The sequence below is a fragment of the Trabulsiella odontotermitis genome (assembly GCF_001297775.1).
GTDB lineage: Bacteria > Pseudomonadota > Gammaproteobacteria > Enterobacterales > Enterobacteriaceae > Trabulsiella > Trabulsiella odontotermitis.
The window spans coordinates 18,265-34,695 of the sequence record NZ_LIFX01000017.1 but is presented as its reverse complement, the minus strand read 5'-3'; the positions used below and the strand labels follow the sequence as shown (position 1 = coordinate 34,695).

Genomic DNA, 16,431 nt, shown 5'->3' with positions numbered 1-16,431 from the left:
ATCCTCATAGTTCTTTGCTAACCGGTAGCTGTTCAAATTCCTGTTGATGACGACGTGCGCCCTGCGCAAGTTCGCTCATGATCTTCGCCAGATAAGGGGTTTTCAGGGTGTAGTAACGTCTGGCGATCACCGCGCTCAGCAGATAACACACCGCCGGAACAAGGGTGAACAGCGCAATGATGATGCTGATGGTGGCGCTGTTTTGCGTTTTCGCCGCGGCATCATAGCCGCCGCCCGCCAGCATCCAGCCAATCAGTGCGCCACCCAGCGCCAGGCCGAGTTTCAGCACAAAGAGGGTTCCGGCGAAGCTGATGCCGGTGAGGCGTTTGCCATTGCGCCACTCGCCGTAGTCGACGGTGTCGGACATCATCACCCACTGGATAGGCGTCACCAGCTGATGCAACACGCCAATGACGAAAATGAACAGGAACATGGTGATGTCATCGTTCATCGGCACAAAGAACATTGCCACGCTTAATACCGCCAGCGCGGCGTTGGTCCACCAGAACACGCTGACTTTGCATTTCCAGTCGGTCAGCGGTTTCGCCAGCGCCGAGCCAATCAGGTTGCCGACGCAATAGGTACCGAGGAAAGCGGTAAACAGCGCGGCATCGCCCATGATCCAGGTGACGTAATACATCATCGCCCCGCCACGCACACAGACGGCGAGGATATTGAGGATGGTCAGCACTCCGACGATGCGCCACTGGTCGTTCTGCCAGATATCGCGCAGATCTTCACGCATGGAAGCGGTGCTCGGCGGCACCTGAATACGTTCTTTGGTGGTAAAAAAGCAGAATGCCAGCATCAGGAACGCCACGACGGAGAGCACCGCAATCCCGCCCTGAAAACCAAACGCTTTATCCTCGCCGCCAATCAGATTCACCAGTGGCATCATCAGCACGGTGGAGAGCATGCCGCCTGCCGTCGCCAGCACAAAGCGCCAGGACTGCAGCGAGATGCGCTGTTTCGGGTCGTCAGTGATCACGCCGCCCAGCGCGCAATAGGGAATATTGACGATGGTGTAGAGCAGCGTCAGCAGCGTGTAGGTTACGGCGGCGTAGATCAGCTTGCCGTTGTGGGAGAGATCCGGCGAGCTATAGGCCAGCACGCAGACGACACCAAACGGGATGGCGCCAAAAATAATCCACGGCCGGAATTTCCCCCAGCGACTGCGGGTGCGGTCGGCAATCAGCCCCATGCACGGGTCTGAAATCGCATCCAGCGCGCGGGCCAGCAGGAACATGGTACCGACGAAGCCAGCAGGAATACCAAAGATGTCGGTATAGAAAAACATCATGTACAACATGACGTTATCAAAAATGATATGGCTGGCGGCATCACCCATGCCGTAACCAATCTTCTCTTTGACGGACAATACTTCACGTTTCATTTTCTCATCCTTTTGCGCCTGAAAAGGGCATTGAAACCGGTTACGGAATTTTTAAACCATCGTTCCGGACGCTGGTATTCCAAAATCTGGTTATCAAATTACGTTTCTTGCTTTCTGTGATCGCGGTCGGACGGAAGAGTGTGTAAAAATGTAACTAGCGGATTTTATGAGGGTTTATGCAACGCAGGTTATCGCAGGGCAAAATGATGCGAAAAAAGTTCATGAAGTGATGTGGTAAATGCCTGAAAGTAGCTATAATGCGCCCCGCCTCCATGTAGCAATGCAGGCGCGGAAGATCGTCGTCTCCGGTGAGGCGGCTGGACTTCAAATCCAGTTGGGGCCGCCAGCGGTCCCGGGCAGGTTCGACTCCTGTGATCTTCCGCCAATTAACCTCTTCTGAACTCTACCGACATCAACAAATCCCCTTATAATCCTATATATATCAGGATATTCTTGTATCCTGAGGTCAATCGATTTCAACCTACATCAAGCTATTTTTGGGGGTGCATTAGGGGGTGTCATTTTCCTCTCAGATTATCAGCACCCCCATAATGGTGAAAATATGAGTTATAACAAAGGTTTTTGAAGACATCTTTGTTATACAGGGGGTACATTAGGGGTATCAGGTTGGTTACTGGCGGAAATCCCCCAGGAGGATGGATTCATCAAAAGCCGGAGGATGTCATGGCGCTGACCGATGTTAAAGTGAAAACAGCGAAGCCAAAAGAAAAGCCCTATAAGGTGACTGATGGCCGCGGTATGTATCTGCTGATTAACGCTAATGGTTCCAAATACTGGCGTATGAAGTACCGCTTCGCCGGTAAAGAAAAGATGCTGTCCATTGGCGTATACCCTGATGTTTCACTGGCTGAAGCGCGTGAAAAGCGCAACGAAGCCAGAAAAATTCTTGCTGCAGGAAGCGATCCGGGTGAAGTAAAGAAAGAAGAGAAAGTGGCTCAGCAAATGAGCCTGAAAAACACTTTTGAGGCAGTTGCTCGCGAGTGGCATCAGACTAAAGCCGATCGCTGGTCATTACGCTATCGTGATGAAATCATCGACACCTTTGAGAAAGATATTTTTCCCTATATCGGCAAGCGCCCTATCGCAGAAATCAAACCAATGGAGTTGCTGGAAGCCCTACGTAAAATGGAGAAACGCGGAGCACTGGAGAAAATGCGCAAGGTTCGTCAGCGCTGTGGGGAGGTGTTCCGCTATGCAATTGTCACTGGTAGAGCTGATTACAATCCAGCCCCCGATCTTGCCAGTGCGTTAGCAACGCCGAAAAAAGTACATTTCCCTTTCCTTACTGCCAATGAACTTCCTCACTTCCTTAACGATCTGGCAGGTTACACCGGCAGTATTATCACGAAGACAGCCACTCAAATCATTATGTTAACCGGTGTACGCACGCAAGAACTGCGCTTTGCACGCTGGGAGGATATCGATTTTGAGACAAAATTATGGGAGATCCCGGCAGAAGTGATGAAGATGAAACGACCTCATATTGTGCCACTTTCAGAGCAGGTTATTGCTCTGTTTAAACAACTTGAGCCGATTTCGAAACATCACCCTCTGGTGTTTATCGGTAGAAATGATCCACGTAAACCTATCAGTAAGGAAAGCATTAATCAGGTCATTGAGTTGCTAGGGTACAAAGGCAGGCTAACGGGACATGGCTTTCGCCACACGATGAGCACTATTCTGCATGAAGAGGGCTTTAACTCGGCATGGATTGAAACACAGCTTGCACATGTTGATAAGAACGCGATTCGTGGGACGTATAACCATGCGCAGTATCTTGATGGGCGTAGGGAAATGATGCAGTGGTATGCGGATTATATTGGTGAATTGGGGAAAAGTGGGGGGTGTGGTAGAAGGGTTATTTAGGAAGACAGCATATATTAATATGTAGCCATCCAGCGATAAAGATGGCTATTTTCAGCAAAGTGGCAAGGCACTTTTGTCATGGGGATATCTTACTACGCATCCTCCAAGGCATCAAAAGCGGCCATCCTCTCCCCTAGTCGGTCATCTGCTCGATAACCGTCAGCGCATCAGCCAGCGACACCAACATTTTTGCAGTGGTCGAGCGTTTCCTGCACTGCTTTAACCGGTGCAATCAGATCGGTGAACCATTGCCAGACCCCGCGTAATTTCTCGACGATGGAATCAAACACCGGCACGCGCGGGGAAAAGATTTCGGCGACAGGCGCAGAGGCCGCTTTAACCCCCTCAACCACACCCGAGAAGATGCACTTATTGGTTCCCGGTATTTACGAATCAGTAGCGCACCCGCCACCACCGCATCAGCGACCGCCAGACTGCCTGCGCCTATCGTGGTCATTATCGCGCCTCCAGCTACGGTAAAGACCGTACCAATCAGACCTGTAGCAGCAATAATTGCGTTAATCCCAATGAACACTGACCACGCACTCAGGACAATCCCGCCAATTATACCGATGAGCCCCAGCGCGCCCCGCTACCGCCCCTCATTAACAGGAGAAGCTACCGCACCACCATCATATAGACTTAATGCTTTACCAGACTCACCGATAATAAAAATACCAAAAAACAAATCCAGCAGGTACTCCCATCCAAGTTAGCTTGAGACAAACAATTAAATCTTTTAATGAAAATGGGAAGCTCTCATTCACATCCCAAGCTAACCATGCCCCTAATAAGCGGCCAAGCATAGTCAGGGCAAACAACGCCAAGCTCATAGAGCAGCATAAAGATAAAAGGTTAAGTAATGACTTAGTGCTATCTTTCATCACTTACCTCCACTATCTTTCAGCTTATCCTGAACCATACCCGATACAGCAGAGTCGCCGACATTACCCATTATTGATGGCAATGGATGCTGCGGGGCTGGTTTCGTTATTGTCCAAACACCAGTTGGAATCCATTCATACTGCTTCGATATTGGGTTTAATTTTTTATCAAATGGAACTTTTAGAACATTACCCGCAGCATAACCAGCCGAAGCCCCTACTTTACTCAGTAAAGACGCAATAAATGGATCATCACCACTGATTTCAGCTTGGTAATAACCACCTACTGCATTCCATGTCACGGTTGGATTATAACCTTTACCGGCAGTAATCCCACCAATCAGACCGGTTCCTATTAAATCTGAAAGTTTCACTTCTCCCGTCGTACCGTATTGAATACCGGCCCCTAATCCAACACCAACCCCCACAGCTATAAGCTGTTCTTTAGTATTATTGACTGCATTGGTGATAAAGGCCTTACCTCCCATTACCGCAACAGGCCATGAAGTTGGATCGCTGATAACAGACAGTAAGCGATCCCCCTCTGTAATATTATCTTTAAGAAACTTGAGGTCTGAGCCGTTGAGATAATTCACAATAGCGGCCGCATCGGGATCCTTAAGTTTTTCATCCAGTCTGAATTGTCCGGAATGTGGATCATTAGCAACATTAGTACTTCCCTGAATTAATTCCTCCCAAGTTACGCATGCAACACCACCGCCAGTACAGGCTTCAGCCAGTTCCTTACTGTTTTTGTTGCTGATATCCAGATATTTCTGAACAACAGATTTACAGTCTCCACCAGAAGCCTTGCATTCCACCAGTTCTTCATCGAATTGTCGGGCTTCTTTAGAGCTTAAGAAGTTATTCTCAATCGCATTCTTGCCGCTCTGCGCACCAACAGCCGCTGACGCGGTGCTGTCACCAGCAATACCGCCTGCCATACCTGCAGATATTGTTGCCAGGGTGCTTATCGTCTGTTTCTGCTCTTCACTGAGATCAGACTGTTTCACACCTGGGTACAACATTCCGGCAATCGCTCTGGCGGCCAGTTCTCCCGCTGCTGCGCCTGCCGCACCGGCTGCCGCATTATTACCCTGCATTGCCGCAACCGCGCCGCCCAGAATGGCATGGGCGATGGCGTTTACAGCCGGATTATCCTCCGTGGATTTCAGCAGATGCGCCAGTTCCGGTGCTGAAGCTCCCGCCAGTGCTGCGCCAACGTCGCCACCTGCCAGCCCCTGAAGCGCGGCTGTCGCGGCCTGAATACCCCGCTGGATATTGCTGCCCGTGCCGTACTTCGCCATCTCACTTTTGTATTCAGGCGATTTCTGCAGCTTTTCAAGCCAGGCCTGACGTTCTTTTTCTGTCGCCCCCGGCTTAAGGTCACCGTATTTTTCTTTCGCTGCATTTAGCGCATTGAGCTCACCCTGCGTGCGGGCAATATCTGCCGCCTGGCTGCCAATGTCACTGATAAGACCCACTTCCTGCAGACGGTTCTGCTCTTTCTCCTTGTCGAAGATGGGGCTGATACTGTCGTTGGCATGTTCCGGGTCACGGCTGAGGTCGGCGATATCCTGTTTCTGATTCACCTTGTCGCGAATGGTGATGGTGCCATCCGACACAGCCGCCTGGGTTGTGCCTTCTGCATGACCGCTGCTGCCACCGGCAGATACCATCCCGCCCGGCATGTTGCCTTTAAACTGGTCGCCGCCAAAACTCCCGCCGCCGCTCAGGCTGATGCCACTGTGGCTGACTTTATAATCCGCCTCGTTGTGAAGGTCGCTGAATCCCAGCGTGCCGGTATCAAGCTGGTTTTTATCTGCCGTCGCGTTCGAGGCGATTACAGCACCGTCAAGCTGGGTATGTTTACCCACCGTGATGTCGAACCCGCCATCACCGGCGAACATCCCGGTCTGCTCCTGCACAGAGTCGTAGCGACTCTTCATCTTGTCCTGACTGGCGCTGATGTAACCCGAGCCGCTCATAGAACCAAAGGTGAAACTCCCGCCTGCGGCCACGCTGGTCTGTTTGCTGTCGTAGTCATTGTTATCCTGCTGGCTGCTCATCAGCAGGTTACGGCCCACGTCAGCCGTGATTTTATCGCCACTGACCTGCGCACCGTTCAGTACCGTATCGCGGCCACTGTTGATGGTGACGGTTTTCCCGCTGTCGATGGTGGTTTCAGTCCATTCGGTGCCGTTGCCTTTCTCGTTGCCTTTTGAGGCATTGACATTGGCAAAGATGCTGATACCGGCTCCGCTGCCACCGGCACCGATGCTGACTCCCACACCGCCGCCACTGCTACTGTTCTTACCGGTCGTTTTTTGCGTGTTTGCCGCACCCAGAAGCAGAACATCGTTCGCGGCATCCAGAGTTGTGTCGCCGCCCGCCTTAATCTGGCTTCCGGCAATCACGATATCCCCGCTGTTATCGCCCTTGTTTTTACCGGTTGCGATAACGGACAAATTATTCCCCGCATTCAGCGTGCTGCCGGATACCGAGTCACTCTCTGAATGCTGTTGAGATTTCGATTTCTGGGTGGTGAGTGACAGGCTGACGCCCATCGCATTCGGGTCACCAGTTGCGGAGGCCATTGCCGCTGCCTGTCCGGCCTGAACGCCAGACAGGGCCGTTTTGGTTGCCTGCAGTGCCCTGAGACGACTGTCACTGGTCTTTTTCGTCTCCTGCGCGTTAGTGACGGCATTATTGATGGCGCTGCCCACTGTGCCGGAGAGGGCAACGGTCAGCCCGCTCTTCTTCTGCTCAAATCTCTCGTCCACAGTACGACGGTCATGACCCGGGTCAATCACCACACTGTCACCGGTAATGCTGATATCCCGGTTCGCAATCACATCCGAGCCGCTGATATGCGCCTGGTTACCCGCGGTGATGCTGACGTTACCGCCCGTACTACCCACTGTGGAGGCACTCTGGCTCTGGGTCGTTCCGGCCTCGCGACGGTCATGGGTGGTTTTACTGCTGCCGATGGTGAAGCCAATGCCGCCGGTGCCCATCAGGCCGGATTTCTTCGTTTCCTTAAAGCGCCATGAGGTGTCGGTATTGGTGGCGGCGGATATATCCACATTATTACCCGCGCTGAGCGACACATCCTGGTCAGCCACCACATCCGAGCCTTTCACCTTCAGGTCATTACCTGCACTGACGGTGACACTGTTCCCGGAAAGCAGGGAGCCAGCTTCACGGGTGGCACTGTCTTCCTCAATGGTGTGCGTAGTTTTCTTGCTGAGGAAGCCGCCGCTGGTTTTCTTCTCTTCCTTATAGTGATAATTACTTTCGGTAGCGGTTGTAAGATTCACATCACGCCCGGCATTCACACCAATATCACCCTGAGTCGTCACAGAAGAGGCTTCGGTGTTCACATCACGTCCGGCAATAATCAGCGCATCATTACCACTGGCGATTTCCGTACCCTGCTGACGTACGGACTCATTAATCTCTTTTTTGTTTTTCGACATGTAGCTGTTGCCCTGGCTGGCAGATTCCGCCATCAGGTTCACGTCGCGGCCTGCTTGCAGGGCGACGTTATTTTCCGCCGCAATCCCGGCGGCCTGACTGTTCACGTCACGGCCGGCGGCAAGCGTGAGATTATTACCGGCGGTAACGGTGGTGACCGCCGCATGGCTTTCGTGGCTTTCAGCTTTGCCGTTGCGCTGCGTTTCTCCTTCACGTGTGGCATTGAGGTTCAGGTCATTGCCCGCCGCGAGCAGGGCACTTTCACCTGCAGATACAGAAGACGCAGTGACGTTCAGGTCGTTGCCCGCCTGCATGGCGAGATTGCCGCCTGCAGTGATGTTGCTTCCCTGTTGACTGACAGAGCTGTTGTTGATATCGCCCTTACCCCTGAATCCGGTGCGACTCTCGTGCTCTGCGATCTCATTCGCCGTAACGTTTATATTCCCTTCTGCTGCCATGGTGAGATCGCCCCCTGCAGCGACATTTGCGCCAGTGACGTTGATGTCTTTCCCGGCGTAAAGATCGAGGGAGTCCTTCGCGGTGATGGAGGCTGCCGGTCCGACGTCTGTTCCTGAAATATGGACATTGCCGGTACGCCCTTTCGCATTTACATCCCACTGCTGTGTCTGAGTGATGTTGTTAATGCTGCCGGTCACGCTCTCCAGTTGTACGGTCTTACCGCTGATAGCAGAGCCGATATTGTTGATATCACTCAGCGCGCTCAGTGAAAGGTTCCCGCCAGCGTTTATCAGCCCGGCATTCAGGTTGTCGAGGCTGTTGCTGCTGTCGATAGCTAATGCATTCTGCGCAGTAATGGTGCTGCCATCGTTGATGACAGTACCACCAGCCAGTTGAACGTTATTTCCGCTGATAACGCTGCCGTTCTGCACGACAACGTCTTTCGGTGATAGATACACTTTCGGGATCATCACCGTCTGTCCGTTGATGGTCGCGGATTCCCACCACAGGATGCTCTGATCGAGCGCGGCGATCTGCGCGGCCGTCAGCGCGACGCCAAACTGCAGGCCGAGGGCGTTCTGCGTGGTGGCGGCGTTATCCATCAGGTATCGCATCTGGTCGAGCTCAGAGCCGAGACCGTTGATATAGCGGCTGCCGGTCTGGTTCAGTACATAGTTGCTGACGTAACGGGTATCAAATGCCGCATCGCCAAGGAAACGATAGTCGTTATCCGGGTTGAGACCGAGTCGGTCAAGGAAATACGACGATCCCAGGAACTGGTTCTGATCAGTAAACGCGCTGTTCGTTTCTCGCGGCGCATCGCCCGGTTGCATGCCCAGCAGCGCATAAAGGTCGCCATACAGGCTGGGGTCAAGCTGACCGAGTCCGTCGAGTTTCGGGTTAACGGTAATAAGATACGGGCTGTCCGGGTCGGTGGAGGTGACAAAATAGCCGTTATTGCCCGAGGGGAGGGGGTAAGCGCTGGTACCTGAATTATCCAGCGGATCGCCACCAGCCAGGTTTTGTAATGCATCATTGACTTCATCACGCCATTCGGGGGAGTTGACGGCGACAGTGTCCGCGTTTGTGAGCGATTTCGTTTTTTCCGCATCACCTAAGGTTTGTTGGCTCAGCGGTGTCAGTGACGGGGTGGTGATAGCGTTACTAATCTGCCCTGCACTGGCGGTGGCACTGGTATTACTGATATCACTGGTGAATGTGGCATTAACATTGCCGCCTGCCTGGATAACAGAACGATAAATATCGCCATTTTCCCGTGAGGTGTCATGACCGACCAGCGTAAACGCAATGGTATTACTGTCCGGCATAACGTCTGAGTATTTATTCCCGTCCGTCGGGTAGCCGGTTTCCGGATCTACCGCATACCCGATACGCCCGGGATCGTACTGATAGACATACCACTCTGTGGCTGTCCCTGACTGCCAGCTCTGATTATTGAGCACGTTGCCGGTAAGGGCGATATTCCCGTTAGCCAGAATATTACTGGCCTGGTTTTCCAGCGTGCCGGCGGTGATGGACAGATTATTGCCTGATGCTATCTGCGCCACGCCTCCGGTACTTGTCACATCAAGCCGGGTCTGGCTGGCGATAAATTTCTGTATGGCGAAATCAACAAACATCGCATAGTAAAACTGATTCCAGTAGGTATAGTGACATGCCCCATTGCCACTGCATCCTGCAGCCTGGCGTTCAATCAGTTCGCTGGTCATGCCATAGCTTCCCTCAGCCAGGTTACTGATATCGATATTTACCGTTGCATCGCCGATGCCGGGGATCGCCTGCCCGCCATTAATATGTGTTTCTGTAACTTTCAGACCATCCCGCTGATTCAGCAGATGACCCGTCTTCATCGTCATATCGCCCCTGAGGGTCTCGATATTTCCTGATGTATTGATGATCTCTGTATTCGCCGCACCCGCCGCATTCTTCTGTATCACCAGATTGTTGCCCGCCAGGATATCGCCATAAACGTTGTGAATGCGGCCAGCAAACATGTTGAGATTGTTACCGGCATAAATCAGTGCGGTGTTCAGCAGCACCCCGGCAGCGTTCATTGTCAGACTGCCCGCGGTGCCGGTGAAGCCATTCACCGTGATATCGCCGCGCGAGGTCATCTGTACGTCGCCGCCCGCCGAAAGGCTTCCTGTGTCGTTAAGCAAAATGCTCTGGGCGCTGAAACTGCTGCTGGCAGTTCCGGTGGTCAGTTGACCATTGTTCGTTAAGGCTCCGCCTGCGCTGAGCAACAGGCCATTACCCTGCACCACACCGTTATTGGCAATGGCTGCCTGAGAGGTCACGGAGAGCAGATTGCCCGCCGCCAGGGTACCGCTGTGGGTGAGGGCACTGACCAGCTTCAGTGTGGTATCGCCAAGCGCGACGACCTGACCGGCGCTGGTGAGGGTGTTGCTGTCGAGCAACAGATCCCCGGCGCTGAACAGTTTGCCGCCTGCCTGGTTATTAACGGTAGCGCTCTTCACACTGAGGGAAGAGGTACCCAGTACGGTGCCGCTGTTGGTGAGTGTATTATTCAGCACCTGCAGGTTTGCACCCTGCAGCGTGCCGGTGTTGGTCAGGCTGGTTCCGCGCAGTTCGGCATCGCCGGTCGTCACTATCTTCCCGCCGTTAACGGTCTGCACGGCATTCACCAGCAGCGTCAGTGCCTGGATAAGCCCGTTACTGCCGGTGGTGAGTTGCGGTGTGGTCAGCGTGAGTTTGCCGCCGGAAAGGATGTTGCCACCATTCTGTGCGCGGCTGGTGGCGGTGAGCGTGGTCGCGCCGCCGCCCTGTAGTGTACCGTTGTTGATAAGTGTCGCGGTGGACAGGTTGAGCGCATTCTGGCTCAGCAACACGCCATTCACGGCGTTGTTCAGCTCGTCGCTGATGTTCAGGTTGAGTGATTCCCCCTGCACGCGGCCGCTGTTGGCGAGCGACGCGGTAGTGACGGTTGTGGTTTTACCCTGCAGTTGCCCGGCGTTACTGGTGCCTGCGGATTGCAATGTCAGCGTACCGGCGCTGAGCATTTTGCCGCCTGTCTGGTTAGTCAGCATGCCGTTCAGCGAAACCGCCAGGCCACTGACGCCGGTGATGTCGCCTGCGTTGGTCAGTGTGTCACCCGACAGCGTCAGGTTCTGCGCGATCCATTGTCCGCTGTTGCTTAAATTCAGTGCACTGAGCGCCATCTCACCGTTCGAGGTGACTTTGCTGCCCGCGGTACTGGTGAGATCACCCGTCAGACGTGCAGTCAGTCTGTCAGCCGCCAGGATCGCACCGCTGTTTGTCAGACTGTCTGCGGTGAGCAGAACCCGTTTGCCCTGCCATTGCCCTGAACTGGTAATGCTGCCTGCGGTAATCGTCAGATCGCCGGTGGTCAGTAGTGATCCCCCGTTATTCATCAGCGCAAGTTGAGGGGATGCCATCTCCATACGGGAGGCAAGCGTCAGCGCGGCGACCCCGGTGAGCGTGCCGCTGTTGGTGATACTGTCCTGGCGAACCGTCAGCCTTTTACCCTGAACCGTGCCGCTGTTGCTGAGCGTGTTACCCGTGAGGCTGAGACTATCCGCTGACAGCAGTCTGCCCCGGTTGTCTGTCTTCTGCGCCGTCAGCGAGGCACTGCCCTGGCTCATGATATCGCCGGTGCTGACAAGTGAACCGGTGTTCGTCATAAGTGTACCGGTCGCCAGCAGGCTGCCGCTGTGGCTCCAGTCCGTGCCGGCCAGCGTGGTGTTATCACCCTGTACTGTGCCGGCAGTGGTGAGCTGCCCGGCGGTGATGTCCAGTGCGCCCGCAGTTAACCAGCGTCCCGCACTGCCCTGGGCCAGCGTGTCACCACGCAGCGTCAGGGCTCTGGCTCCCTGTAACAGCCCGTCGCCGGTGAGGGTTGTCGTCTGCACGGTCAGTCCGGTATCGCTGACGATAAGGCCATTGTTGACGATACCAGGAACGTTCAGCGTCAGATTCGCGGCACTGTACAGTGTCCCGGTCTGCTGGTTGTCGAGCTGTTGCGTGTTCAGCAGCAGTTGTGAATCGCCCTGCAGCAGACCGCTGTTGGTCAGCGTCTGTGACTGAGTGTTCAGGGTGGTGGCAACCATCACGCCCTGGTTAATCAGTGCCGGAGTGTTAATGTTCAGTGCCTCTGCACTGCTTTTGCCGCTGTGGGTCAGACGTTCACTAGCGGTAATTTTTAACTGACTTTTTGCCGCCTGGGTACCAGCCAGCATAGCCTGCTTCGCGCTGAGCGTGACGTTGCGCCCCTGCATCTGCGAGGCGGTTGTGGCGGAGAGGTTCTGTCCCTGCACCGTGATATCACCGGTGGCGTTTATCGCACCGCTCAGCGTCTGGCTGGCAGCATTCAGCGACAGGGCATTACCTGCGACCAGTTCACCGCTGTGGCTGAGTGTACCGGTGGTGACGCTCAGGTTCTGTCCTGCGGTCACGCGCCCCTGTGTTGCCACACTGCTGCCGGCATTCAGGGCGATATTGCGGGCGGCATCGGTCTGGCTGTTGCTGTCCTGCGAAAGGGTGGTTGCCCGCAACGTGGCATCCCGCCCGGCCATCAGTTTTTCATTCTGTTGAGTGATTTTACCGCTGGCGGTCAGGCTGAGGTCGTTGTCAGTGTTGAGCGTTCCGTTACTGAGCGCTATGTCGCTCTGGCTGCTGACGGTCAGGTTACCACCTGCTTTATGGTCGCCGGTTAAGGTGACGTTCTGGCCTTTTGCAGTGATGGCGCCGGTGGCAAGGCTGTTGTTGACGGTCAGTCTGCCGTTCGCATCCAGCGTAATATCGCCGCTGCGGGCATTAAGGTTACCGAGGTTCACCCCGACACCACTATCACTGGAGACCAGTCGGATACGGTTGGCGTACATCCCGCCCAGTGCGCCGGTATCAACAGCGACTTTTGGCACATCGCCTTCGCCTTTCAGCGCGCTGACACGTCCGTCCGCGGTTACGCGGTTGGCCCCGGCAATCACCGTCAGGTTTTTCGCGTGCAGGGCGGCGTTAATGTCCGTGGCGCGGGTAAGAATGGATACCGAGTCGCTGAGGCTGCCGTCGAGCCCCTGACCTTCAATGGTAATGCTGCCTTTAGTGACATCAAACGACTGCAGGTTGCCGCTGGCATCCAGTACCGGTTTCCCGGTGGTCAGCGTCACATTTGGGGTATTGATAAAGCCGCAGCCGTTACAGGTAATACCGTACGGGTTGGCGACGATCACATTCGCCGCTTTGCCCGCCACTTCGGTATAACCCTGAAGCTGTGAACGGTTAGCGCCGGTGACTTCGTTGATAATACCTTTCGCTTCCTGCCCGGCTTTCAGGTTCGGGTTGTTCTGGATCAGGCCGCCCAGTTGGGTCTGGTTTAACTTTCCGGTGGCGTTGTTAAGAATTAAACCTTCCTTCCCGACGTTATAATTATTGTATTTGTTATGCGAGATCCCCGCGCCATTGGGCGTGGCGATATTCACCACCGGCACACCGTTTCCGGCCTTGTCCATCTTCGTGTTACCGGTGGGGGTGATGGTAGCAGCCACAGCGGGCAGCAGCGGTTGCGTTGCCAGCAGGGTACTTAACAGCCAGCTCAGTACACGCTGAGAAAAACGGGTCTGATTGTTATCCATCGTTTTTGTCCCTTAAAACGCCACCGCCAGGCGGTAATAAATATTGAGATGATCCGGAGCCAGCCAGTCCGGGTATTTCACGGGGGTTCCCACGGTAAACTGTGTCGAGAACCAACTGTTCGCGCTGGTCAGCCCGACGGCCGCACCCCACAGCGTGCCGCTGGCGTACGGATCCTGGTCGTCCTGTTTCAGCCAGCCGCCATCCAGTGCCGCCATCACGCTGATTTGCCCCACCCACGGCAGGGTAAACAGCGAGTAATTCAGCTCATTACGCAGATAACCGCCATTGTTGCCGGAGAGGTACTGTTCTTTAAAACCGCGGACAGAGCTTTCTCCACCCAGCGTGAGCTGTTCGGCGCCGTAAAGCCGATCCGGTGACCACTGAAAGTAAACACTGCTGAGCCACCAGAGATCGGTCGCCAGAGGCCGCTGAAAACTGCCGTTAATGCTCCACTTGCGAAATTCAGCCCGTGGCACATCGCCGTGTTTATCGTGATCGTCTTCCGCCCCCAGCCAGGGCACACCCTGAGTGACGGACGGATTGAGCGTCGCCACACCACCGGCCATTTTTTGCGTGTGATTGATGCCGAGCATCACGCTGGAGAGCTTGCGGCTACTGGATCCCAGCAGCACGTCATCAAGATAATTGCGGCTGATGCGGTGCGTCATGCCGGTGGTAAGACCGGTTTTGATATCGCCATTGCGAAACACCACCCACGAACCGGTAAGCCGGTGCGTTTCGCTGTCACCGGTTGAGCGCCACGGCCAGCCGTTGTTATCAATGGTGTTGAGGTAATTGCTCCAGCTGTAGCTGTAATCGAGTAGGCCGTAGCCATACGGCACGCTGACGCCAGCAGCAAAATTCTGCGCATCATGCGAGTCTGAAAAATCGCTGCTGCGCCCGCCGCTGATAAACCATTTATCCGCCAGCCCGAGCAGGTTATTGCCGGTCAGCGCGCCGCTGAACTGACCGGTACCGGTGCTTTTCTGCCCGCTGTTATCAAAACTTACCGAACCGCTAAGCGGAAATTCCGGGGCGGCGGTGAGATTCACAATTGACCAGCCCTGTTTGTCGCCTGGCTGGATTTCAATCTCCACCGGAACCTGCCGCACGCGGTTTAATTGTTCCATACCCTGTTCGATGTCGCGCAGGTTAAGGATTTTTCCTTCCAGCCCGGGGAACGTCATGGCAAGTGTCCGCTGCGGTACACCTTCCAGACGGATTTGCTGAAGTCGGCCTTCCAGCACCGTCAGATGCAGCACGCCGGAGGAGAGGTCCTGTTCGGTCAGAAAAGCGCGGCTGGTGATATATCCCCGGCTGATATACCAGTCGGAGACGGCATTAGTGACCTGCGTCAGGCGGGTCATGTCCAGGCACTGATTCAGCCAGGGGGCGGTAACGGTGTCAGCGTCGCGTGGTGACAATTTCGTGTTGCCACTGATTTCGATACGAGAAATGGAAAAGCACGGACCTCCTGTGGTCGGTGGTGCGACAGGAGTAGTAGGACGGGGGAGCGACGTGCTGCGCTCCAGTTCATCACGCTGACGCTGATTCTGCTCAAGCAACTGTTGTTGCTGCTGTTGAATGGTATCACGATCAGCCGGAGAGAGCGGTGCCGCTGTTGCATGCACGCACGCTACCGCCAGAATGGTGATACAGAAGTGGCGCATGACGACGGAATATCCGTGTACTGGCTTCCTGCCCATTACTTATCCTTAAGGAATATTTCGTATGAAAATTAAACGTGAAAATAATCCAGAAGTAAGCTTTTGTAAATAACATTGTTAATTTTGTGTATATGATAATTGAGGCTAATATATTTTTTTGTCCCGCTAAAATGGCGAGAAAGTATTGCATCAGCATACAGGAGCCAGAGGTACTGACAGGAATTGTCGGCCCGGGCTTCCGAATATTACCTGCATCAGTGATCCGGCATTTTCGGCAGCATGGAACTGACTACAGCGAAGTGATGGTGCGTTAAGCAGGGCTAAAAATCAGCGCAATTCAATTGTACTTCAAAGCATAATGCGTACCGGAGACCCGATAGTTCTGCTGTCATTTTTTTGTCACATGTTTCCTTCGATACTGTATATCCCTGTGCCACATACAGAGCAGAACTTCTCCCCCTGGTAGTGTTGCCCGCACCAGACACAGTGCCAGGACAGCACCGGCACGGGGACTACCATCTCCCCAATGGAATTACGTAACTTTCTGAGCCTGGCTTCTGCTTTAATTTCCGGATCAGAATGAACGCAGTCCTTCAGCGTGCTGTCAGGCACCGTACTCTGGTCATGCCAGAACCACGGTTTTTCGTCTGCATTTCCGGGCTGAACGTAAAGAACACAGCCACATGAGGAGCAGGTCAGCGATCCCGGTTCGCCGGTTGCGGCTTCGTCAGCAGTGATAAAATGTCCCCTGCCGGTATTTGCGAGATAGCATTTCATCATTCGCATGCCAGTCTCCTTAAACACACCGCAAGGAGCACAAGCAGGAAGAGTGAAGGTAAAAACGATGGCTGTTTTTGGTCGCCAGTAAGCATGAGTGTTCTCATTATCTTTTTTCTCCATTACAGCCAGATACCGCGCAGGCGCACTCCATCCCGTTAAGGGCAAAAGGACTGGGAAAACGTGGCGGTATGACTACAGAAAGGGTTATCGGGTATTTAGTGGCGACGGTACGATAAGAAACAGGTCGTCA

General features: G+C 54.1%; 5 protein-coding genes, 1 tRNA gene and 3 pseudogenes. 2 read left to right on the top strand and 7 right to left on the bottom strand.

Features of this window, described 5'->3' with window-relative positions; genetic code table 11:
• Window positions 1–4: 4 nt before the first annotated feature.
• A complete protein-coding gene (locus AOY23_RS20280; protein ID WP_054181048.1) occupies window positions 5–1,393 on the bottom strand; it encodes a glycoside-pentoside-hexuronide family transporter in 1,389 nt (462 codons plus the stop codon).
• Between the two features lie 290 nt (window positions 1,394–1,683).
• Between AOY23_RS20280 and AOY23_RS20275 the strand changes: the two genes are divergently transcribed.
• Window positions 1,684–1,778: transfer RNA gene (locus AOY23_RS20275), tRNA-Sec, on the top strand.
• Between the two features lie 299 nt (window positions 1,779–2,077).
• Entirely contained in the window at window positions 2,078–3,280 is a 1,203-nt protein-coding gene (locus AOY23_RS20270; RefSeq protein ID WP_054181049.1) for a tyrosine-type recombinase/integrase, read from the top strand.
• A gap of 176 nt (window positions 3,281–3,456) precedes the next feature.
• Here AOY23_RS20270 and AOY23_RS22160 read toward each other — a convergent pair.
• The 6 genes and pseudogenes from AOY23_RS22160 to AOY23_RS20250 all read right to left on the bottom strand — a co-directional run.
• Window positions 3,457–3,869 (bottom strand): annotated as a pseudogene (locus tag AOY23_RS22160) (phage tail tape measure protein); the annotation flags it as partial.
• A 70-nt stretch (window positions 3,870–3,939) separates the two neighbouring features.
• On the bottom strand, window positions 3,940–4,164 hold the full coding sequence (locus AOY23_RS22760; protein WP_151255137.1) for a hypothetical protein: 225 nt from the start codon (window positions 4,162–4,164) through the stop codon (window positions 3,940–3,942).
• Window positions 4,165–5,017: 853 nt separating this feature from the next.
• Window positions 5,018–8,657, bottom strand: a pseudogene (locus AOY23_RS23330) (hemagglutinin repeat-containing protein); the annotation flags it as partial.
• A gap of 4,272 nt (window positions 8,658–12,929) precedes the next feature.
• Window positions 12,930–13,610, bottom strand: a pseudogene (locus AOY23_RS23325) (filamentous hemagglutinin N-terminal domain-containing protein); the annotation flags it as partial.
• Window positions 13,611–13,745: 135 nt separating this feature from the next.
• A complete protein-coding gene (locus AOY23_RS20255; protein WP_054181052.1) occupies window positions 13,746–15,404 on the bottom strand; it encodes a ShlB/FhaC/HecB family hemolysin secretion/activation protein in 1,659 nt (552 codons plus the stop codon).
• 396 nt (window positions 15,405–15,800) lie between these two features.
• A complete protein-coding gene (locus AOY23_RS20250; RefSeq protein ID WP_235501681.1) occupies window positions 15,801–16,301 on the bottom strand; it encodes a zinc-ribbon domain-containing protein in 501 nt (166 codons plus the stop codon).
• Between the last annotated feature and the right edge of the window lie 130 nt (window positions 16,302–16,431).

What these genes read in the sequence shown, in the direction of transcription:
- AOY23_RS20280 (WP_054181048.1), bottom strand. Translation starts at nt 1,393, where the DNA reads ATGAAACGTGAAGTATTGTCCGTCAAAGAGAAGATTGGTTACGGCATG.
- AOY23_RS20270 (WP_054181049.1), top strand. Translation starts at nt 2,078, where the DNA reads ATGGCGCTGACCGATGTTAAAGTGAAAACAGCGAAGCCAAAAGAAAAG.
- AOY23_RS22760 (WP_151255137.1), bottom strand. Translation starts at nt 4,164, where the DNA reads ATGAAAGATAGCACTAAGTCATTACTTAACCTTTTATCTTTATGCTGC.
- AOY23_RS20255 (WP_054181052.1), bottom strand. Translation starts at nt 15,404, where the DNA reads ATGCGCCACTTCTGTATCACCATTCTGGCGGTAGCGTGCGTGCATGCA.
- AOY23_RS20250 (WP_235501681.1), bottom strand. Translation starts at nt 16,301, where the DNA reads ATGGAGAAAAAAGATAATGAGAACACTCATGCTTACTGGCGACCAAAA.